Source organism: Erythrobacter sp. S158, assembly GCF_057364915.1.
Window position 1 is genome coordinate 2,175,879 of the sequence record NZ_CP200279.1, and the last position, 20,902, is coordinate 2,196,780.

17 protein-coding genes are annotated in these 20,902 nt (G+C 60.5%); 10 read left to right on the plus strand and 7 right to left on the minus strand.

The annotated features are described in order from the left end of the window. The first annotated feature begins 39 nt into the window (after positions 1 to 39). A complete protein-coding gene (locus AC0V6T_RS10740) occupies positions 40 to 1,011 on the plus strand; it encodes a type II secretion system F family protein (RefSeq protein WP_486126757.1) in 972 nt (323 codons plus the stop codon). A 19-nt stretch (positions 1,012 to 1,030) separates the two neighbouring features. Then, positions 1,031 to 2,032: a type II secretion system F family protein gene (locus tag AC0V6T_RS10745; RefSeq protein WP_486126759.1), complete on the plus strand. Its 1,002-nt coding sequence runs from the start codon at positions 1,031 to 1,033 to the stop codon at positions 2,030 to 2,032. A 128-nt stretch (positions 2,033 to 2,160) separates the two neighbouring features. On the opposite strand, the gene AC0V6T_RS10750 is transcribed toward AC0V6T_RS10745, so the two are convergent. Continuing rightward, positions 2,161 to 2,661 carry a MarR family winged helix-turn-helix transcriptional regulator gene (locus AC0V6T_RS10750; RefSeq protein ID WP_486128573.1) on the minus strand — a complete coding sequence of 167 codons (501 nt, stop codon included), beginning with the start codon at positions 2,659 to 2,661 and terminating at the stop codon, positions 2,161 to 2,163. A 70-nt stretch (positions 2,662 to 2,731) separates the two neighbouring features. Beyond that, a complete protein-coding gene (locus AC0V6T_RS10755; protein ID WP_486126761.1) occupies positions 2,732 to 3,601 on the minus strand; it encodes a crotonase/enoyl-CoA hydratase family protein in 870 nt (289 codons plus the stop codon). Between the two features lie 465 nt (positions 3,602 to 4,066). On the opposite strand from AC0V6T_RS10755, the gene AC0V6T_RS10760 reads away from it, so the two are divergent. From AC0V6T_RS10760 to AC0V6T_RS10775, 4 genes are read left to right on the plus strand one after another with little or no spacing between them, the layout of a single operon-like run. Next, complete coding sequence (locus AC0V6T_RS10760) at positions 4,067 to 4,180, plus strand: hypothetical protein (RefSeq protein ID WP_007163262.1); 114 nt, start codon at positions 4,067 to 4,069, stop codon at positions 4,178 to 4,180. A gap of 29 nt (positions 4,181 to 4,209) precedes the next feature. Next, positions 4,210 to 4,323: an enoyl-CoA hydratase gene (locus AC0V6T_RS10765; protein WP_486126763.1), complete on the plus strand. Its 114-nt coding sequence runs from the start codon at positions 4,210 to 4,212 to the stop codon at positions 4,321 to 4,323. 31 nt (positions 4,324 to 4,354) lie between these two features. Next, positions 4,355 to 4,468 carry an enoyl-CoA hydratase gene (locus tag AC0V6T_RS10770; RefSeq protein ID WP_486126765.1) on the plus strand — a complete coding sequence of 38 codons (114 nt, stop codon included), beginning with the start codon at positions 4,355 to 4,357 and terminating at the stop codon, positions 4,466 to 4,468. A 33-nt stretch (positions 4,469 to 4,501) separates the two neighbouring features. Further along, positions 4,502 to 5,425, plus strand: coding sequence for a M23 family metallopeptidase (locus AC0V6T_RS10775; RefSeq protein WP_486126767.1), 924 nt, complete (start codon positions 4,502 to 4,504; stop codon positions 5,423 to 5,425). Between the two features lie 107 nt (positions 5,426 to 5,532). Here AC0V6T_RS10775 and AC0V6T_RS10780 read toward each other — a convergent pair whose 3' ends face one another. Both AC0V6T_RS10780 and AC0V6T_RS10785 read right to left on the minus strand, forming a co-directional pair. Next, complete coding sequence (locus tag AC0V6T_RS10780; protein ID WP_486126769.1) at positions 5,533 to 6,318, minus strand: SDR family NAD(P)-dependent oxidoreductase; 786 nt, start codon at positions 6,316 to 6,318, stop codon at positions 5,533 to 5,535. Between the two features lie 30 nt (positions 6,319 to 6,348). Continuing rightward, complete coding sequence (locus AC0V6T_RS10785) at positions 6,349 to 7,518, minus strand: acetyl-CoA C-acetyltransferase (RefSeq protein WP_486126771.1); 1,170 nt, start codon at positions 7,516 to 7,518, stop codon at positions 6,349 to 6,351. A gap of 152 nt (positions 7,519 to 7,670) precedes the next feature. On the opposite strand from AC0V6T_RS10785, the gene AC0V6T_RS10790 reads away from it, so the two are divergent. Genes AC0V6T_RS10790 through AC0V6T_RS10800 form a run of 3 tightly spaced genes read left to right on the plus strand, consistent with a single transcriptional unit; the run spans position 7,671 to position 11,016 of the window. Then, positions 7,671 to 8,402, plus strand: coding sequence for a 2OG-Fe(II) oxygenase (locus AC0V6T_RS10790; RefSeq protein ID WP_486126773.1), 732 nt, complete (start codon positions 7,671 to 7,673; stop codon positions 8,400 to 8,402). After that, positions 8,384 to 10,105 carry a putative 2OG-Fe(II) oxygenase gene (locus AC0V6T_RS10795; protein ID WP_486126775.1) on the plus strand — a complete coding sequence of 574 codons (1,722 nt, stop codon included), beginning with the start codon at positions 8,384 to 8,386 and terminating at the stop codon, positions 10,103 to 10,105. The genes AC0V6T_RS10790 and AC0V6T_RS10795 overlap by 19 nt, the downstream gene beginning before the upstream one ends. A gap of 2 nt (positions 10,106 to 10,107) precedes the next feature. Beyond that, positions 10,108 to 11,016, plus strand: coding sequence for a class I SAM-dependent methyltransferase (locus AC0V6T_RS10800; protein ID WP_486126777.1), 909 nt, complete (start codon positions 10,108 to 10,110; stop codon positions 11,014 to 11,016). A gap of 145 nt (positions 11,017 to 11,161) precedes the next feature. On the opposite strand, the gene AC0V6T_RS10805 is transcribed toward AC0V6T_RS10800, so the two are convergent. Beyond that, positions 11,162 to 14,230 (minus strand): TonB-dependent receptor domain-containing protein, encoded by a 3,069-nt coding sequence (locus AC0V6T_RS10805; protein ID WP_486126779.1) that lies wholly within the window; start codon positions 14,228 to 14,230, stop codon positions 11,162 to 11,164. A 335-nt stretch (positions 14,231 to 14,565) separates the two neighbouring features. Here AC0V6T_RS10805 and AC0V6T_RS10810 point away from each other — a divergent pair, with 335 nt between their 5' ends. Further along, entirely contained in the window at positions 14,566 to 15,060 is a 495-nt protein-coding gene (locus AC0V6T_RS10810) for a hypothetical protein (RefSeq protein ID WP_486126781.1), read from the plus strand. A gap of 145 nt (positions 15,061 to 15,205) precedes the next feature. On the opposite strand, the gene AC0V6T_RS10815 is transcribed toward AC0V6T_RS10810, so the two are convergent. Both AC0V6T_RS10815 and AC0V6T_RS10820 read right to left on the minus strand, forming a co-directional pair. Further along, a complete protein-coding gene (locus tag AC0V6T_RS10815) occupies positions 15,206 to 17,206 on the minus strand; it encodes an alpha/beta hydrolase family protein (RefSeq protein WP_486126783.1) in 2,001 nt (666 codons plus the stop codon). Between the two features lie 162 nt (positions 17,207 to 17,368). Further along, positions 17,369 to 20,842 (minus strand): TonB-dependent receptor domain-containing protein, encoded by a 3,474-nt coding sequence (locus AC0V6T_RS10820; protein WP_486126785.1) that lies wholly within the window; start codon positions 20,840 to 20,842, stop codon positions 17,369 to 17,371. Positions 20,843 to 20,902: the final 60 nt, after the last annotated feature.

Genomic DNA, 20,902 nt, shown 5'->3' on the forward strand with positions numbered 1-20,902 from the left:
ACGTGACGCGACGTCACGAGAAGGCAGGACACGAGAGACATGGAAATCATTCAGACCCTGCTGATCACTGTGGTGATCTTTTCGGCCCTCGTGGCAGGTTACATCCTTCTTACCGGACCGGCTGCGGGCAAGGCGCAAAAGCGCCGCCTCGAAGCGCTTCGCTATCGTCACTCCGAAAGCACCGATGCCAAGGTTGAATCGCAGTTCAAAAAGGCGATCGCGGCCCGCAAGCCCAAGACGCACAAGGTCGCCGGCTCGGGATCACGCACGGAAGCCCTCGAAGTGCGGCTCGACCGCACCGGCAAGGGCTGGACCGTATCGCAATATCTCTATGTAACGCTTGGCATCATTCTGGTGGTGGGCGTGCTGCTCTACATCCAGACAGGCGCGCCGTTCCTGTCGCTCGCCGCCGGGGCATTCGTGGGCCTCGGCCTGCCGCACCTCGTTGTTAGCTTCTTCATCAAGAAGCGCACGAACGACTTCAACGCCAAGTTCGCAGACGGCATCGAATTGCTCGTGCGCGGCCTTCGCTCCGGCCTTCCGGTGACCGAAACGCTCGCTGTGGTCGCACAGGAAGTTCCCGGCCCCGTTGGCCTCGAATTCAAGGGCATCGTCGAGCGTATCAAGATCGGTAAGACGATGGAGGATTCGCTTCAGGAAACCGCCGACCGCCTGGGCATTCCGGAATTCAACTTCTTCACCATCACCCTCGCCATTCAACGCGAGACCGGTGGTAACCTTGCAGAGACGTTGTCCAACCTTGCCGACGTGCTTCGCAAGCGCACGCAAATGAAGCTCAAGATCAAGGCGATGAGCTCGGAGTCCAAAGCTTCGGCCTATATCGTCGGCTCGCTGCCCTTCATCGTGTTCGGTCTCATCTACTCGGTGAACCCATCCTACATCGGCGGCTTCTTCGTCGAAGAACGCCTCATGGTCACAGGTCTCGGCGGGCTTGTCTGGATGAGCATCGGCATCTTCATCATGGCCAAGATGGTCAGTTTCGAGATCTGATCCGGAGACGAGAAGTATCATGCTTAATCAAGAATCCGGACCCACGCTGCTCGGCTTTGACGTTGTCCTCGTCGGCACGCTCCTGGCAGGTCTCGCAGCCTTTGCCGTGATCATGGCGATCTATGCCGCGATCACGATCAAGGACCCGATGGCCAAGCGCGTTAAGTCGCTCAACGAGCGCCGCGACGAGCTCAAGGCAGGCATCGTCACTTCGGGCACCAAGAAGCGCGCAAGCCTCGTGCGCAAGTCCGATACGACCGACAAGGTCAAGGACAGCCTTGGCAAGATGAACGTCCTAGAGCAAAGCCAGCTTCAGGCGGTGCAGCAAAAGCTTGCCCATGCCGGCTATCGCAACAAGGAACTCGCGGTTATCGTCATCGGTCTGCGCGCCGTCTTGCCTGTCGTGTTCGGCATCGTCGGCTTCTTCGCGATCTATTACTTCAACGTTTTCGACATCAAGAGCGACTTCTACAAGTTCCTCGCGATGGCCGGGTGTCTGTTCCTTGGCTACAAGGGTCCTGAACTCTTCCTCAAGAACAAGGCCGACAAGCGTACGAAGGAGATCCAGAAGGGACTTCCAGACGCGCTCGACCTCTTGGTCATCTGCGCCGAGGCAGGTCTGACCGTCGACGCCGCCTTCAACCGCGTCGCCAAGGAACTGGGCCGCGCTTATCCCGAGCTGGGCGACGAGTTTGCGCTGACCGCGATTGAACTCTCTTTCCTCAACGAGCGTAAGCAGGCCTTCAACAACCTCGCCTATCGCGTCGATCTCGAAGCGGTCAAAGGCGTGGTGACCACCATGATCCAGACCGAACGCTACGGTACGCCGCTTGCTTCCGCGCTGCGCGTCCTTTCGGCCGAATTCCGCAACGAACGTATGATGCGCGCCGAAGAGAAGGCAGCACGTCTTCCGGCCATCATGACCGTTCCGCTGATCCTGTTCATCCTTCCGGTGCTGTTCATCGTGATCCTTGGCCCGGCGGCCTGTGCGATCACCGATACGCTGGTGACCAAGGAATAGGGGTAACCAGCAAGCAGGCGAGAGCCGCGAATAACGCAGCGCACCCTTTGTAGGAAAGCTGCAAACACGAACGGGGTCGATCCATCAGGCGCGGATCGGCCCCGTTTTCGTTCGTATGTGAGCGCGGTCTAGGCGTCCTTCGCGATGTCGGCAGCGCGCTTGCGGACACGTTCGAGCATTGAGCGCAGCGCGCTTTCTTCCTCGGGCGACAAGCCTTCGAGCAATTCCAGTTCGGTCGCCTTGGCGAGCGGCATCACCTCGCGGTGGATCCCCTGCCCCTCCTCGGTCAGCTCAAGCAGGTGCGAGCGACCGTCGCTCTTGTTGGTAGCCCTCGCAATCAGGCCGCGTTCTTCGAGCACCTTGCACGCCCGGTTGACCGCGACCTTGTCCATCAGCGTCGCCTCGGTGAGGTCACGCTGGGTCAGGAACTCCCCGCGAAGCCCCGCATCGCCGAGCACCGCCATGACCCGCCACTCCGTCACCTTGAGCCCGAAACGCTTGCGGTACCGCTCGGAAATGAGCGCGCTCACCGCGTTTGACGCGATCGAGAGCTGATACGGCAGGAAGGCCGAGAGCTGATACTCCGAGGCGGGCTTGTCTTTCGGGGAGGCTGAAGTGATGTCGTCCATGGCAAAGTGGTTTCCCATGAAACCACTCTACAGGCAAGTCACCCGCTCGGCCCAGGCCAATTTGCCAGCTCTATTCGTAGGCGCGCTTTTCCCACCATGGGTAGAAGTCGGGCATGTCCTCGCTGACCTTGCCCGGATACATCGGCTTGCGCTTCTCGAGGAAGCTCGCGATCCCCTCTTTCGCGTCCTTGCCCCTGCTCAGCTTGTAGATCGCGCGGCTGTCGATCTTGTGCGCTTCCATCGGGTGATCCGCACCCAGCATGCGCCACATCATCGCCCGCGTCATCGCAACCGAAACCGCGCTGGTATTGTCGGCGATCTCGCGCGCGAGGCCTTGTGCGGCGTGCATCAGGTCCTTTGGATCGTGGATCGAGCGAACTAGGCCGCCTTTGTGGGCTTCCTCGGCATCGAATACCCTGCCCGAATAGCACCACTCAAGCGCCTGCGCGACGCCAACCAGGCGCGGCAGGAACCAGCTTGAGGCAGCCTCCGGCACGATGCCGCGCCGTGCGAAGACGAAGCCGTAGCGCGCGGTCGAACTGGCAAGCCGCATGTCCATCGCCAGTTGCATCGTCGCGCCGACACCCACGGCGACGCCGTTGCAGGCGCTGATCAGCGGTTTCGTGCTCTCGAACAGGCGCAGCGTCAGCAGACCCCCGCCGTCGCGCACGCGCTCGTCCGAAAGGCTCTCGACCTCGTCCCCGCTTGAGAACACCTGACCCCCGCCTTCGGGCGTGAGGTCGGCGCCGGCGCAAAAGGCGCGCTCACCGCTGCCGGTGAAGATCACGGCGCGCACGCTGTCATCGGCATCGACATCGTCCATCGCCGCCATGATCTCTGCACCCATTGTGCGGGTGTAGGCGTTCATCTTCTCCGGACGGTTGAGCGTGATGGTCGCGATTCCGTCAGCCTTGTCGACGATGATCTGGGTGTAGCTCATTCAGGTTCCTCTCTGATCCCACATGGACCGCGCAAAGGGGTGTTCTGAAAAAACGCGCGCCCCCTCTCGCATTGGCCCGGTTTTCCCGGCTTTGTGCCGCTTTTGGCGCAGCATAGGTGCGGTGAAACGAGTGGCAAGGTGTGACTTTCCGCAAACGTGCGTGTGAACGCAAAATTGTTGCGCTGACGGGCGAGCAGGCGACCTTAAGTCAGCCCACCGCCTGTAGGAAAGTCGCGTTGCGAGCCGGTCCGCCACGAACCGCTAGGAGCAATCCGAAAACCCGCATCCCAATGGTTGGGAAAAATTCCTAACCCTGCGCATGTCACTCAATCGGGTGACAAGGCCACGTCTCAAAAACCCGCAGAATTCCGCCATTTTTCAAGTTTGGCACGTCTCCTGCAATCTTCTGGGCATCAAGCGGAAACACACCGCACAACGCCAAAGAGACAACCAAGGAGACTTCAAATGTTCGCTTCAACCACCGCTCAGAACCTTTTCGCAGCAGCCATCTCGGTCACGACTTCGCTGGTCCTGTTCGCCTACGCCGTCATCCCCGCAAGCCCCAACCTCATCGTCTGATCGACCCCACTTTCTCAAGGAGACCACCCATGTACGCCGCCAACAACGCCAACAACCTTTTCGCCGCTGTCTTCTCGCTCGGCGTATCGGCCATCCTCTTCGCTTACGCCATCGTTCCGGCCAGCCCCAACCTGATCGCCTGATCCACCAACGCCCCCTGAAGGAGCCAAACTCATGTTCGCCGCCAACGCTACAAAAAACCTCTTCGCCGCCGCAATTTCGGTCAGCGCCACGGCGATCCTGTTTGCTTACGCCATCATCCCCGCAAGCCCGACCTTGATGGCCTGACCCCCTGACCAAGCTTCCTAAAGGAGACCCCCGTTGGTTCTCACTGCACTGATTGTCCAGACCGCGTTGCTCGCGTGCATCGCGGTCTGGCTTGCGTTTGGGCCTCGCAGCAGCGTTCTTGTGAGCGTGCTCACGATAGTGGCTAGCTTGCTTCTAGGCGTTGGCCTCGTCGCCGCAGGTTTGTGGATCTGGCCGCCGCGCTGGGCGCTAATCCCCCTCGGGCTCCTTGTGGCATTCGCAGCGATCCGCAAGTGGCAGCGACGCGAACGCGGAGCGAATTCAGACCGTGCCATTGGCAGCGTGCTCGCAGCAGGCGCAATGGCGGCGCTGGGCACCTTCCTGCTGTGGTCCGGAATAACGGGCAGGATGGCGCCGGAAGGTCAGGGCATTGCCCTCGCCTCGCCACTGCCACGCGGGGAAGGATACTGCGCACTTTCAGCTGGCAGCAATCTGGTCGTGAACCTGCACTATGTCGAAGGCGAGAAGACCGCAGCATCTTTCGAAAAGCACTCGGTCGATTTCGTGAAGGTCGCGTCAGACGGCACGCGCACCACCCCGGCGCGCCGCTGGCATCCTAAGCCCCTGCACCCATCCGACTATGCCATCTTCGACGCACCAGTCAGCGCACCTTGCGCAGGCGAGGTGGTTGAGGCGGTGAACGACAGGCCCGACAATCTCGCTGGCCACCGGTTTCGCCGGCTCGACGGAGCCAATCGGGTGACGATCCGGTGCGAAGAAACGCTGGTCATGCTTGCTCACCTGAAGCGAGGAAGCGTCGGCGTCGAGGTCGGCGACACGCTTGCAGTCGGCGAGCCGATCGGTGTGGTCGGCAATTCAGGCAACACCGAGGAGCCGCACCTGCACATTCACGCGCAGACCGATGAAGGAGATAGCGCGTCACGGCCTGTCGTCATGCTATTCGACCAGCGTTACATCGCGCGCGGCGATTGCCTGTAGGCAGGGGGCCTGCTTACGGTACTCTCAAAATGAAAGGCCCCCGCATATGCGAGGGCCTTTCTGATTGCGACTGCGCTCCCATCAGGAAACGCGAAGGCGCGTAGCTATCAACGCGGCGCCATGCGAATTGCGCCGTCGAGGCGCACATCTTCGCCGTTGAAGTAGCCAGTCTCGATCATGCACATGGCAAGCTTCGCGTATTCGGTCGGTTCGCCGAGGCGCTTGGGGAACGGCACGCTTGCTGCGAGCGCTTCCTTCACCTGCGGCGGGGCAGCGTTCATCAGCGGTGTTTCGAAGATGCCCGGAAGGATCGTGTTCACCCGGATGCCTTCGCGCATCAGGTCGCGCGCGATGGGGAGCGTCATACCAACAACGCCGCCCTTCGATGCCGAGTAAGCCGCCTGGCCCATCTGGCCGTCTTCGGCAGCTACGCTCGCGGTGTTGACGATCGCGCCGCGATCACCGTCTTCGCTCAGCGGGTCGAGCGTCATCATGCCGGCTGCCGACTTTGCGATGCAGCGGAAGGTGCCGATGAGATTCACCTGGATGACGAAGTCGAACGCGCTGATCGGAAAGTGCTTGATCTCGCCCGATTGCTTGTCGCGGCTGGCGGTCTTGATCGCATTGCCGATGCCTGCGCAGTTGACGAGAATGCGCTCCTGACCGTGCGCTTCGCGGGCCTTGGCAAAGCCTGCATCGACGTCTTCGTCGCTGGTCACGTTGACCTTGCAGAAGATGCCGCCGATCTCTGCAGCCATCGCCTCGCCCTTCTCTTCGTTCATGTCGAAGATCGCGACCTTGGCGCCCTTGGCTGCCAGAGCGCGCGCAGTCGCCGCGCCGAGGCCCGATGCACCGCCGGTGACGACGGCAGGAGTGTTTGCACTTACTTCCATGTTCAAAAATCCTCTCGAGATTGGGGTGTCTTAAACGCTTTCAACGATGGTGACATTGGCGACGCCGCCGCCTTCGCACATCGTCTGCAGGCCGTATTTCTTATCGTGGCGCTTGAGCGCGTGAACGAGCGTCGCCATGAGCTTGGTGCCCGATGCGCCAAGCGGGTGGCCAAGCGCAATCGCGCCGCCGTGGACGTTGAGCTTTTCCGGGTCAGCGCCGGTGTGCTTGAGCCATGCGAGCGGGACGGGCGCAAACGCCTCGTTGACTTCGTAAAGGTCGATATCGTCGATCTTGAGCCCAGCGCGATCGAGCGCCTTGTCGGTCGCGAACAGCGGCTCTTCGAGCATGATCACAGGGTCGCCCGCCGTAACGGTCAGGTTGTGAATGCGAGCCATCGGGGTGAGGCCGTGGCGCTTCAGGGCTTCTTCCGAAACCACCAGCACCGCGCTCGACCCGTCGCAGATCTGGCTCGCGCTGGCGGCGGTCACCATGCCATCGGGTGAGATCAGCTTGACCCCGGCAATCCCTTCGAGCGTCGCATCGAAACGGATGCCTTCGTCGACCGTGTGCATCTCAGAGCCTTCGGGCGTCTCAATCTCGACCGGAACGATCTCGTTCTCGAACGCGCCGGTTTCAGTCGCCATTTTCGCCTTGGTGTGGCTGGAGAGAGCAAAGCTGTCGAGCTGCGCCTTGGTGAAGCCGTGCTTCTTGGCGATCATTTCAGCGCCCATGAACTGGCTGAACTGGATGCCGGGAAACTTCTCTTCGAGACCCGGCGACTTGTAGTGGCCCAGCCCCTCTTTCATGTGCAGCGTCGCGTTGGTGCCCATCGGCACGCGGGTCATGCTTTCAACGCCGCTCGCGATGACGACGTCCTGCGTACCGCTCATCACGGCCTGCGCTGCGAATTGGATAGCCTGCTGCGAAGAACCGCACTGGCGGTCGATGGTCACGGCAGGAACGCTGTCGGGAAGCTTCGAGGACAAGACGCCCATACGCCCGACCTGCATCGCCTGCTCGCCCGCCTGGCTGACGCAGCCGGTGATGACGTCGTCCACGGCAGCCGGGTCGATGCCGGAGCGATCAACGATGGCGTCCAGCGATCTTGCAAGCATGTCGACCGGGTGAACCCCGGCAAGGCGGCCGCCGCGGCGTCCACCTGCGGTCCGGACGGCGTCGACGATATAGGCAGTGGTCATGATAGGGGCTCTCTCTTCCCGTTTACGTAAACGTTGCTCTTAGCAACTCACCTATGGGAGGGCTTGCTGCAAATCAACCGCTCATATCGGTGTTTGATTTGCGTCAGTGCGCTTGCACCGGGCGTGCGCCACTCGCTAGGGCGATAAGCGAGATGAAAACACTTTTCGAACTCAATCCGGCGCTCGACCGCGCCTCACTGGCGAAGCGTTTTGCCGAGACGGGCCGCGTGCAGGTGCGCGATGTGCTCACTGCCGAAACCGCGCGCGAAGTGCTCACCGTCCTGACCAAGGGCACGCCCTGGGGGATGGCGACCGGCGCAGGCGACGAAAACCGCCAGAGCTTTCGCATGGAAGAGGTGCAGACACCGCAAGGGCAACAGCGCGTCAACGCCGCCGCGATGGAAGCGCAGCAGAACACGGCGCGCGGCGAATACGGATTTCGTTTTGCGCACTACCCGATCCTCACCGCAATCCAGGAAAGCTGGGATCCGGATAGCCCGCACGAAATCCTGCTCGAACACATCAACGCGCCCGACTTCATCCAGCTCGCCCGCGACATCACCGGGATCGACGGCCTTATCAAGGCCGATGGGCAGGCCACCCTGTTCGCGCCCAACCACTATCTTGGCCGGCACATCGACAGTCATGTCGCCGAAGGATGGGAGGTCGCCTACGTCCTCAACTTTGCCCCGCCCGACTGGCACCCCGACTGGGGCGGCTATCTCATGTTCCTCGATGATGACGGCGACGTGATCGAAGGCTTCCGACCGCGCTTCAACGCATTGAACCTGTTCAAGGTGCCCCAGTCGCATCTCGTCAGCTACGTCCCGCCTTTTGCGCCCGTCGGACGGATCGCAGTCACGGGATGGCTGCGCACGCAATGACGAATGCGGCGGACGGCCTGACCCCGGCGGAGGCGATGGTGCGCATCCGCATGGCGATGCAAAGCCGCGACGTGGCTGGCGCGCGCGCCATTGCGGAGGCTGCTCGGCGCGATCATCCCGAGGACGCAGCGCTTGCCGATGCAGCCGGCGATCTGGCGATGAAAGCGGACGATCTGCAAGCGGCAGAGAAGCATTTTGCCGCCGCGAGTTCGCTGGCGCCAGCGATGCTGGACTACGCCATCAACCACGCCATATCGCTTCAGCGGCTGGGCCGGCATCGCGATGTGATCGACTTGCTTGCATTCCATGAGAAGAGCGGCCGAAGTGTCCCGCGCTACGGCAGTGTCCGTGCGCTTTCGCATCGCACTCTGTCCGAACCTGCAGAGGCCGCGCGGTGGTATGATGCCGCCCTCGCTGCCGACCCGCGTCATCCGCGCGCGCTCCATGGCCGTGCGCGTGTTGCGCTGGAGCGAGGTGAGGCCGACGCACTGGCGCGTTTCGACGCGGCGCTCGCCGTAAACTCGGGAGATGCGGACCTCTGGCTCGGCAAGGCGCAGGCGCTCGACGTCGATGGCGATGTCGCCGGCTCACGCGTGGTGGCGGAGCAGATTTGCGCGCAGGCCCCCGGCTTCATCGCGGCCTTGTCATTCCTTTCGGGCCTTAAGCTAACGGCGGGGGAAAGCGACTTCACATCCCCCTTCCGAGCCGCAGCCGCACGCGCGCCGCAGGACCCGAATATCCCGGCCACTCATGCCGAAACCTTGGCCGGGCTCGACCACGCCAGCGAAGCCGCCGATGTCGCCGCAGAGGCACGCGCGCGCTTCCCGAACGAGCCGCATTTTACGCTGCTCGAAGCGGTGCATGCAGGCTCGGCAGGCGAATGGGAGCGCGCGGAACGCCTTTTTGCCGATCTCGCGCTCGACACTCCTATCCGTTCGCTTCACGAGGCGCGCCACCGCATCCGCGCTGGCGATGTCGAGCGTGCCGAGGCGCTTCTCGACCGGACGCTTGCGGCGGAACCGTGGAGCATCTCGGCTTGGGCCTTGCGCGGAATTGTCTGGCGCATGGCCGGTGATGAACGCTGCGCCTGGCTCCACGAGCACGAAGGCCTTGTGAAGCTTCGCCCCTTAGTGGGTCGCGATGGTCTGGTAGAGGATGCCGTTGCAGAGCTTCGCACACTTCACGCAGGTTCCGCCATGCCGCTTGGTCAGAGCCTTCGCGGCGGGACGCAGACGCGCGGTATCCTGTTCCACCGGACCGAACCTCTGCTCGCGGAGCTGCATGAGGCGATCCGGGCAACGCTTGAGGAATACCGGGCTGGCCTTGCGCCGCTCGATGAGACACACCCGCTTCTCCGCCATCGCGAGACACCGTGGGCGCTTGCGGGATCGTGGTCGGTGAGGCTTACCGGAGGCGGTGATTACCACACCTCTCACATTCACCCGCAAGGCATCGTCTCTTCCGCGCTGTATCTCGTCGTTCCCGAAGAGGCGCATCAAGCCGGGCAGCAGGGCTGGCTCGAAGTGGGCCGCCCTCCCCCAGATCTCGGCCTGGATCTTCCGCCGATCCGCTCGATCGAGCCAAGGCAAGGCCATCTCGCGCTCTTCCCATCCACGCTTTATCACGGCACCATCAGTTTCGGATCGGCGGAAAGGATGACTGTGGCGTTCGACGTCGTGACTTCGGGTAGCTACAGGTTCTAGCCATGAGTGAAGATGCAAAAGCTTGGGGCGATTTCTGGGCGCACAACGCGGCTCAGAACGGCACGATGCAGGCAACGGGCTGCCTGCCGCAGCGCTGGGCGGCTATTGAAGATGCGCAGCGTGCGGCGTGGCATGGCTTCGTCGAAGACTTACCCGAGGGCGCGCGCGTGCTCGACCTTGCGACCGGAAACGGGATCGTGCTGGGCTGGATGAAGGATGCGCGCGAGGACCTGTCGCTGACCGGCATCGACCTCGCGCCGACCCTCCCCACTGCGCCCGAAGGCATCGAAACACGTGGCAGCGTCGCGATGGAAGATTTGCCGTTTGATGATGACGCTTTTGATGCAGTGGTGAGCCAGTTCGGCTTCGAATATGGCGACACCGCCCGCGTTGCAGCCGAGATAGCGAGAGTTCTTGCACCCGGAGGGCGCGTGGGCCTTATGGTTCATCGCGGTGATGGCCCAATCCTTGAGCACAATCGCAAGCGGCAGGCCGAGATCGAGTGGGTGCTGAAAGAGAAAAACGCTGCCAATGCGGTTGGCTCTGCTCTTGAGGCACCGGGCGCCGGACCACAGGTAGCAGCGCAAGTCGCTGCGGTGTTGGCGAAGCTCGGTGCAGCTCAGTTCGGCGATGCCAGTCCTGCATGGGAGATCCCCGAAGCCATGCGGCGCGCCTGTTTGATCGGCGCCCGCGAGGGCGCCGAAGTGTCGAAAGGCATGGTCGAGGAAATCCTCACACAGGCGGACAATGAAATTGGACGTATAACCTCGCTCGCTCGCGCCTGCGCGCGCGCAGATGACAGGACGGCATTGACCGAGGCGTTCTCGATCCAGGGCTTGAAGACCGTCGGCACATCGCCGGTTAATGAACCATCAGGCCGGACCTTGGCCGATTTCCTCACATTCCAATAATCGCATCTGCGGGTCGCGATTAAGCCATTGCGGCGCGGCGCGGCGCGCGCGCCAGCCACTCGCATTCGTTCGTTGCACATAGAAAAAGGGCGGCGAACCGAAGTTCGCCGCCCCTTTTGTTTGGCTCTTCTCTGAGCGCGTTCGATTAGAACTTGAACGCAGCCGAGATGAAGTAGTCACGGCCAAGCACGTCGTAGGTGCTCGGGAAGGTGTTCGCCTGCTCCTGGTTGTCACCAAGGAGAAGACCGCTCGGCTGGTTCGTTACGAAGCCATCCGCATCGAACTCGGGTGCACCCGGCAGCTTGTCGAACAGGTTACGAATACCAGCGGTAATCGTCAGGTTCTCCGAAGCGTTGACCGCAAAGGTCAGGTCGAAGATGTCGTATGCCGGAATGCGCTCTGCACCGTTGAAGGCAGCAAAGTCGGTTCCGTCATCGGCATCGTCAACACCGCTCAGGTGACGCCAGCGCAGCGACGTGGTCACCGGACCATCGTTCCAGCTCAGGCGCGAGACCCAGCGGAAGGACGGGGTCGGATCGCCCGTGTTGAAGCAGGCACCGCCGAACTGGCCGGCACATTCGTTCACCGTCGGTAGCTCAGCAACCGGGCGGATGAAGAACTCGTCAGTCCACGTCCCGAGGAACGAGAAGTCGAGACCCGACTCGTTGTCGCCGCTGAACAGCGCAAACGGGATCGAGGTGCGGTAGTTGATCTCAAGGTCGACACCCGAAGTGCCAATCTCGGCGACGTTGACACCGGCAACCAGCGGCGGATTGTCGACGGTGATCGCGCCGTCGCCATTACGACGCCCGATGAATGGCTGACATACGGTGGAATTCACGTCCTGAACTTCACCGTAGCACAGGTTCAGCAGACCCTGGAGCGAACCACCCGCGATGTTGATTGCGTCTTCGATCACGATGTCGAAGTAGTCAGCCGTGATCGTCAGGCCCGGAACAAAGTCCGGACGAAGAACGATACCGAAGCTGTAGCTTTCCGAGGTTTCTTCCTGAAGGTTCGGGTTACCACCGAATAGTGCAGGGATTTGAGCGTTCAGCTGGATAGCATCCGCGTTGCCGACGTTACCGGCAGGAACGCCGGTCGCGATGCAGGTCTGGTCTGCACCTGCATTGGCAGCGAGGAAGTCCGGGTCACCGCACGGGTCGGTTGCGCCCGGGAAGCCGATGGCCTGACCACCGAACAGTTCGCCCACGTTTGGAGCGCGAACTGCACGCTGATACTGACCGCGCAGCTTCACGCTTGGAATAACGTCGAATTCTGCGCCACCGGCATAGGTCCATACACCGCCCACCGCATCAAGCGAGTAGTCGGAGTAACGGGCCGCACCGGTCAGCTCGAGACGCTGCGTGCCGTTGTCGAAGATCGGGACGTAAAGCTCAGCGAAGAGCTCGTGCACGTCGTAGCCACCTTCGGTCGGGCTACCGGCGTTAAAGCCGATGACGTCGCCCGATGCGAGTGCAGTGTCAGGAATGAACTGCGAACCAACGCGGCGGTATTCGTAACCACCTGCGACACCGATTTCGCCAGCGCCTGCGGTAAGTTCACCGAGGAAGCCCGAAACAGAAGCCGAAGCGACTTCCATGGTCGAAACATCGCCGTTCTGAGCGCGGATCGAGAACGCCTGAACCATCGCCGGTGTTAGAGTGCCTGCACCGAAGATATTAATCGGAGTTCCCGAACCGTCGAGGCCAGCCTGGAACAGCGAACGCGAGACGTTACCGTCTTGAACGTTCGCATTACGCGTACGGGCGTAGCTGTAATACGCATCGTAAGTCCAGTTTTCAGCGATTTCACCGGTCACGCCACCAAGAACGCGGAATGCGTTGCGCTCGTCGAGCGAATTACGCGGACCGGTTTCTAGAACACGGCGCTGAAGGAAGGTACTGACAACGCCAAGCTCGCCGGCTGCTGCACCAAACGGATTGACCTGAGAGAAGCAGGGACGCGCGCCGTCGGGCTGAACACCACCCGGGCCACAATAGCCAAGGCTGTCATTGTAAGCCTGACGCTCGGCGATGATGCTCGCTTCTCGCTGATCGAGCGTATTTAGTTCATCGATAGTCGCCTGGTCGAGGAACTGTGAGACAGTATCAATGTCAACATTGAAAGTGCCGGTAACCGGCGTAGCAGCCAATTCCTGTGCAACGCGGTTATTCACGAAGGAAACTTCGGTGTAGAAGCTATGACCCGGCGTGAATTCATAATCGGCATAACCGCCAAGCAGGTAACGCTCTTGCGGGACCTGGAGATAGTTTACCGGAGCGTAGTTATACGTGTCGCCTGCGCGAGCGCGGGGGCTACCTGGGGTGTCGAAGATACCGTCATCGATGATGAGGCCCGAACCCAGTGCGGCAGTGAGCGCCTGCTCCAGCGGATCATCGTTGTCGATTTCGCCATCGCCATTCGCGTCGAAGGCAGGGCGGATCGTGCCAGTTCCCGGCGTGTTAATACGACCCTGCGGAACTGTTGACGAACCGAACTGAAGTCGATTTAGGCCGAAGGTTTCACCACCAATCGCGTTGAATGAAAAGTCGCGGTCGCCTTGAAAGATATCGTCACGATTAGTGTATTCCGCGTAGACGGTTGCGTTACCGCGGCCATCGTCGAAGCTCGTGCCGATTGCACCGTAAAGCTGATAGCGACGGCCGTCACCTTCTTCGGTGATGGCGTACTGACCGCCCATTTCGACGCCTTCAACCTTCTTGAGGTTGAAGTTGACAACGCCCGACAGAGCGTCCGAACCGTAAACGGCCGAAGCACCACCGGTCACAACTTCGACCGACTCGATCAGGAAGTTGGGGATGGTGTTAAGGTCGACGACCTGGTTCGTGTCGAACGACACCCAGCGGCGGCCGTTGACAAGAACCAGGGTACGGGTTTCGCCAAGACCACGAAGGTCGAGCGATGCGGTACCGTTACCCGGGTTGTTCGAATTACCGGTGGTGCCCGGAATAACCTGCGGCAGAGCGTTGATCACGTTTTCAACGTTCACATCACCGGTGAGCTGGAATTCTTCGGCGTCAACGACGGCCACCGGAGCGGCGGTTTCGACGTTGCGCTGCTGAATGCGCGAGCCGGTGACAACGATGAAGTTTTCTTCGCTGTCATTGTCTTGGGCGTAGACGGGCGTCGCGGTCACGGCAGTTGCCAAGACCGTACCAGCCAGAAGGGTGCCCTTGCTAAAGCGGTTCATTGTATTCCCCTTGGATTAACCTGCCAAAATGGCAGGTAACTCTCTTCTACGGACATTTGCCCGCATGGTTGGAAGGGGTAGGCCAATCGATGCGCAAATCGCAATTGTGGTTCTTCCACAAAGGTCCGGTTCGCCAAGACCTGTGGCATTCGCGCTACAGTTGAGTGTGTTAGGCCTTTCTTACAGGGCGTTTCATCGATAAATCAGCCACATTGACATCTTGCGGCATATGTCGACCTTCGTTGCCAAGCCGTCATTCGGGAGAAAAATCGATGGCTTTTTCCACCAGATCACAGCTCTCATACATGCGCGTTCGGGCTCTTGGATTGGTGTGCGTGACCGCTCTTTTTGCAAGCGTTTCGGCCAGCGCTCAGGACGCAGCTGACGAGGCAAGCGGAGACTATGTGGAACGCCTCAAGGCCTGCCAGGCGATCACAGATGACATGGCCCGCCTCGCCTGTTTTGACAGCGCAGTCGGCGGGATCGTCACTGCCACGGAAACCGGCGAAGTCCAGGTGGTCGACCGCGAGGACGTGCGCCAGACCCGCCGTTCGCTCTTCGGTTTCTCGCTTCCCAACCTCGGCATTTTTGGCGGCGACGAGGAAGAAGAGGAGCTGTTCGAGACCACGATTGAGAGCGTGCGCTATTTCGGGCGCGGACAGGTTCGTTTCACCACCGCCGAAGGCGCGGTCTGGGAGATGAATAACGTGCCGAGGCGTCAACGCGAAATACGGGCGGGCGACACTGTTGTGTTCAAAGATGCGGCGCTCGGGACATATTTCGTGCGCATCAACGGCCAGCAAGGGGTCAAGGGACGCCGCGTTCAGTAAGCGAAGCTCGCACGTACATAGTCGGCTGACTTGGCAGGCAATTCGCTCGCAAGTTCAGCGTGTTACAGAAATGCAAAGGGACCCGGTCGCGATGCGATCGGGCCCCTTCATTTGTTAGACTGGCGCCTTGCGGCAGCTCGTCAGATTACAGACCGCCCGGTCCGCAATCGTTGGCCAGATAGTCCAGCATCTTGGTGTAGAACTGCTGCTGGTGGGTATACATCAGCGTCGTATAGAAGTGGTCGGCATCTTCGAGCGTGATGAACTCGCCCGTGTGACCGGCTTCTTCGAACGCCTTCTTGTAGTCCTCGAAGTGGTAATACAGCACCCGGCTGTCATCTTCAGGGTGGACCATCAGCAACGGAATGTTGACCTTGTCGACTTCGGCATAAGGGTTGGTGCCGTATTTGACACCGCGGCCCTGGAACCACTCGTCAATAGCCTTAGGCGTGTTCGAGTTGATGATGTCGTTGTACCAAACCTCGGGACGCGACACGGCAGCACCGGCGATGGCGCACTGGTAGATGTTGTCCTCGCGTGCAGCAGCGACGAGCGCCGCGTAACCGCCATAAGACCAACCGAACATCGCGATACGATCGGGATCGACGAGGCCCTGCTCCACTAGGTAGAGCGCGCCATCATCCTTATCGTCCTGCATAGTCCCGCCATGCTCATGGAAAGCAAGGTCGAACAGTTCCTTGCCCCAGCCAACCGTCTGGCGATAGCCGGGCTGGAGGACCATGTAGCCTGCCGATGCGAGCAGCTGGCCCCATTCGTCGTAAGTCACGACTTCGGGAACTGCCGGGCCGCCATGCGGAAGGACGATCAGCGGGAACGGGCCTTCGCCGTTGGGAACGGTCACGTAGCCCGGGATCATCAGCTTGCCGTCGCGCGACGGGTAGCGGATGAACTTCACTTCAGCGAGCGCATCCTGATTGAGTAGCGGGTTGCGGCTGCCGAGCTTGGCCAGCTGACCTTCCTGCACGAGCCAAAATGAGCCAGGATCCTTCGGACCTTGGTTGTAGACCACCATTGTGCGGCCATCATAGGAACGGCTGCGGATGCTGAGCTGGTGCGAATACGGGATCTGCTCTTCCAGAGCCTTGTAGAGCGCCTCTTCCTCTTGATCGAACCAGTGACGCTCCATCTTCGCGCCCGGATAGGATGCGAAGGCAAGCTTGTCGTTACCCGGGATCGAGTGTCGGCCAACGCCCATCACATCGGCGTTTTCAGCCTGGAAAAGCTTCTCTTCGAACTGGCCCGTTTCGAGGTTGAACGTCCAAAGAGCAGCCTTGTCCTCGCCGTTCAGCGCTTCGACGAAATAGGCGATGTTCGGGTCTTCGTGGTGGAAACCTGCGATGCCATAAACGCCGCCGATAAAGCGGTAGAGGTTTTCGCGATCGTTCTGGTCGTAAACCTCACCGAACTGGGTCCATCCGCTTTCACCGGGCTTGCGGTAATAGGACTTCACCGTTCCGTCAGAATCGGCACCCTGTGCAAACCGTGCATTGCCTTGCGAATCGAACGTGTAATTGGCGTATTTGCGCGTTCCGCGCATGACCAATTCGCGGCTGCCCGTTTCGAGGTTCAAGCGATAATAGGACTGCGGACGGAATGCGGCCGACGGATCGTTCCCGAGGCCACCATCGACTGCGACGCCGGTGCCGATAAGAATTTTGTCAGGCTCGTCGGGAAGCAGGCTTGCGATCGAGAAACGGCCGCGAACCTGCTGAAACTTGTTGGCTTTCAGATCGTAGAAGTATGTCGCGTAATTACGCGTATCGTCTTCCTGACGGCGCACGTTCTCACGCTTGATCTGCCACGCAGTGCCGTAAATGACGTTGTCGCTGACCCATCGGGCCGAATTGATCTCCATCGGATCAGCGTTGAGCGTGCGATAGGGCGTGCTCAGATCGTCGGTCTTGTAGATCTGAAGCAGGTAATCGCCCTCGCGGCTCGGGTTGATGTGAACCAGAAGGTGCTTGCCGTCCGGAGAAAGATCGACGGCATTCACGACGTCGCGCAATGCCCACACGTCAATCGGGACAGCCGAGGTGGCTTGCGTTTCGCTGGGAGCAGCGACGCTTAGCCCAAGCGTCGAAACGCCGAGCAAGGCCGCCGTAAGCGGTGCTTTAACAAATTTCATGGTGCGAACTCTCTCATTCGATTTCCAAGGGACCCCTTGCGCGCGCCCGCGTCACCTCCAAATCGGCAGACTCGCACAGGAGAAATTAAACAGAAAAACGGCCCCTCGGCAAGTGCCGAGAGGCCGCTCTTCTTGACTAAATTAAGTCGCTTTTTCTGACGCTTAGAAGCGAGCCAGAACCTGGGCGAAGAACTCGCGACCGTTAAGGTCGTAGCCGTTACCCAGCGGCGTGTTCGAAATCTCGAGAACACCCGAACGCGACGACACCTGCGGCGGAGCCGTGTCGAACAGGTTACGAACACCCAGGATCACGCGGAAGTCGTTATTGTCCCAGCGGATCGAGGCGGTGTGCTCGAAGTACTCGTCAGCGGTACCGATCGGGCGGCAGAAGCGACCGTCACCGGCAACGTTGCCGTTCGGACCACCTGCACCAAGACAGGTCGGCGAGAATGCACCCGGGATCGACGGATCGGTACCCGGTGCGTTCTGGCTGAACGCGTCACCGAACGGACGTTCGAAGGTGTTTCCGTTGACCAGGACCTCACGGAAGTCTTCGTTGACCGAGTCGATGTAACGAACCTGATAGGTGAAGCGCCAGTCATTCCAGTCGATTGCACCGGTCAGACGGCCGGTCCAGTCGGGGAAGCCGAATTCACCCTTGAAGTCCTGCTCAAGAATGTCACCGGTTTCAGTGGTCTGGAGGTTACGACGCTCGATCAGGTGGTTCGCCACGAGGTTCAGCGTAAGGTCGAAGACCTCGTCGCCGATCGTGAGCGGGTAGCCCATCGTTGCGTTAATATCGAGACCGCGGACAGTTTCCTCGTCACGGTTGAGGAAGCCAGCCTGAACGCCGCTGATCAAAGCGCGGTCGCCCGGATCGATTTCAATGCGGTCGCAGAACTCGCTGCGCTCGTCGACTTCCTCGCGGAAGTAGCAGTCACCGACGATGAAGGCAGCGCTCGGTTCAATGATCGCGTCCTTAATCTTGATGTCGTAGTAGTTGACGTTGAGCGCAAAGTCGAAACCGCTTGCCCAGTTCTCTTCGAACGCGAAACCGGTGGTCAGCGACCGCGAGGTTTCAGGATCGATATCCAGCGAACCGCCCTGCGTCACTTCGCCGCTGACGACCTGAATAGTGTTCAGACCTTCAGCATCGATACCAACGCTGGTCGGGTCACGACCTTCACGAGAACAGTTCGCGAGAACGAAGGGCTGACGCTGGTCGAGCGATGCGTCGTATGCACCATCAACAAATGCATCGTCAGGAACCGCGCACGGGTCGAAGATGCCGACGAAGCCCGACTGGCCGCGCAGGAAGTTCTCACGAAGGTTCGGTGCACGGAACGAGGTACCGTAGCTCATCTTGAAGAGGAGCGACGGAACCGGGCGCCAGCCGCCCTTGATGGCGTAAGTGCCATTGGTGCCGTAGAATTCTTCGTCGGTCAGACGGCCCGAGACGTTGAGCGTGAGCTCTTCGACCAGGGTCTCGCCAGCCATGAGAGGAATATCGACCTCACCGAAGAGTTCGCGGATCCACTTGGAACCCGATGCACCGCCGTCAGCGAAGAAGCCGAAGAACAGACCGTTCGAAGCCGTGAAGTCCGGGTTCGATTCGATCGAGTCTTCGCGCCATTCCGCACCAAGCACGACACCAACCGGACCGGCGGGCAGATCGAAGAGATCACCGGTAACGTAACCGGAAACCAGAACCTGCTCGTAGGTGGTGTCGAAGTCGCGGCTGTCGAAGATGTAGTCGCGCTCAGCCTGGGTGGCCAGGTCGCCAATTGCGCCGGTCAGAACGCTCGGAGCGAACAGGTTGACAGGGACACAGCCAGGGATGACGTCTGCAGGCAGCAGATCCGGATTAGCAAATCCAGTGGTCGCGCATTCTCCGATGAAAGTAGGGTCGCCCGAGAAGAAGTCTACGCCGTTGTCGTAGTCGTCTGCGATCCCGTCTCCATCATTGTCAACGACGCCGTCTCCGTCATAGTCTGCCGTCGGGTCAAGACCCAGAGCAAGAGCGAGACGGTCTTCACGAATGCCGAGACGCGAGGAGACACCTTCGGAACGCGAGTAGACACCTGCGAGTTCGAAGGTCCAGCTCGAGCCGATGAAGGGCAGGTCGCCGCGAACACCGAGAACGCCGCGATACTGCTCTTGCGTCACGTCGAAGTTGTTACGGTCGCCGCGGATCGCCGCAATCGGAACCGTCGGAAGGTTGAAGCCCGTCGAGAGGGCCGCACCCGTACCATTGATGCCGAGCAACTCGTTATCGACCGAACGACAGTCGACACCATCTGCATTGCGCGTGAAGTTACAGGGGTTGAAAATGTTATCAGCAGGCACCGACGGGAAGATCTGCGGGTTGCCTGCACCGCTGTTGCTGATCTCGGCGCGGGTGTACTGCGCTTCGAAGAACGGGGTGATGTTGGCTTCGCCCGGGAAGGTGTACTCACCATAGGTGAAGACGTTAACCAGTTCCTGCTGCGAGATGAAGGTACGGAAGAGCTCCGCCTCACTTGCGTTGACGTTCACGTTCTGGAAGTCGACGTCGCGGATACCGTCGCCGTTTACGTCGAGGTCGGTACCAAATGCGTCGGTCGATTCGCCGAAGTTAAAGACGTTGCCGGTTGCCGGGTCGACAGGGAAGTTGGCGATGTTGCCACCACCCGGGAAGTAAACCGAACCGAAACGTGCGAACGGCTGGAAAATACGGCCCGAGATGCCCGAAACGATACACTCGCTTTCCGACACCGAAACGCCCGGGGTACGATCCCGGACAACTGCGTTATCGGCGATACCGAGCGTCAGGATGTTACCGTCCTGGTCTTCTTCGAGGTTGTTGGTACAACCGCGAAGGAAGTCACGGTCGATAGCCTGAACTTCGTCGCGGAACTGGTACTCAGCGCCGATGCCGAAAACGGCGCGGTCGGTGCTGAAGCCCCAAGCTGCGCTGACCGAGTAGTCTTCACCAGCACCCTGCGGGTTGATGTCGCCGTTGGCCTGGATTTCGAGACCGTCAAAGTCCTTGCGGAGAATGACGTTCACAACGCCGGCAACAGCGTCCGAACCGTAAACCGACGATGCACCGTCGGTCAGCAGGTCGTAGCGGTCAACGAGCGTTGCCGGAATGAGGTTGATCGAGGGAACGGTCGGAGCGCCTTCCACACCGGCAGGTGCGAGGCGGCGGCCGTTGACAAGAACGAGCGTACGGCCTGCGCCGATACCGCGAAGGTTAATCGTCTGCGAACCCGGGCCGTTGTCGAGAACGAAGCCCTGGAAGGTCGCGTCAATCTGCGTACCGGCGGCTGCTTCCGAGCGCTGGAGGATCTGTGCGGGGTCGAATGCACCAACCGACTGCTGGTTCTCGGTCGAGAGAACCTGAAGCGGCGAAATCGAGCTGTAGGTGTCACGAACAATACGCGAACCGGTAACGGTAATGCGGTTATCGTTCGTTTGACCCTGCGATCCGGTCGAGACTTCGACGTCCTGACCCTGACCGGTCGTTACGCCATCGGGCTCTTCCTGCTCGTCTTCGTTGGTGTCCTGCGCATAGACAGGACCGGCAACCGCGAACGCGATAGCCGATGCGGAGAAGGCAAGCGCCTTCAGCGAATTGTTGTGAAACTTCTTCATGATCACTCCAGTTGCGACAACCGAAGCTCAGACAGCGCCATCATGATCTGTACCCACGCG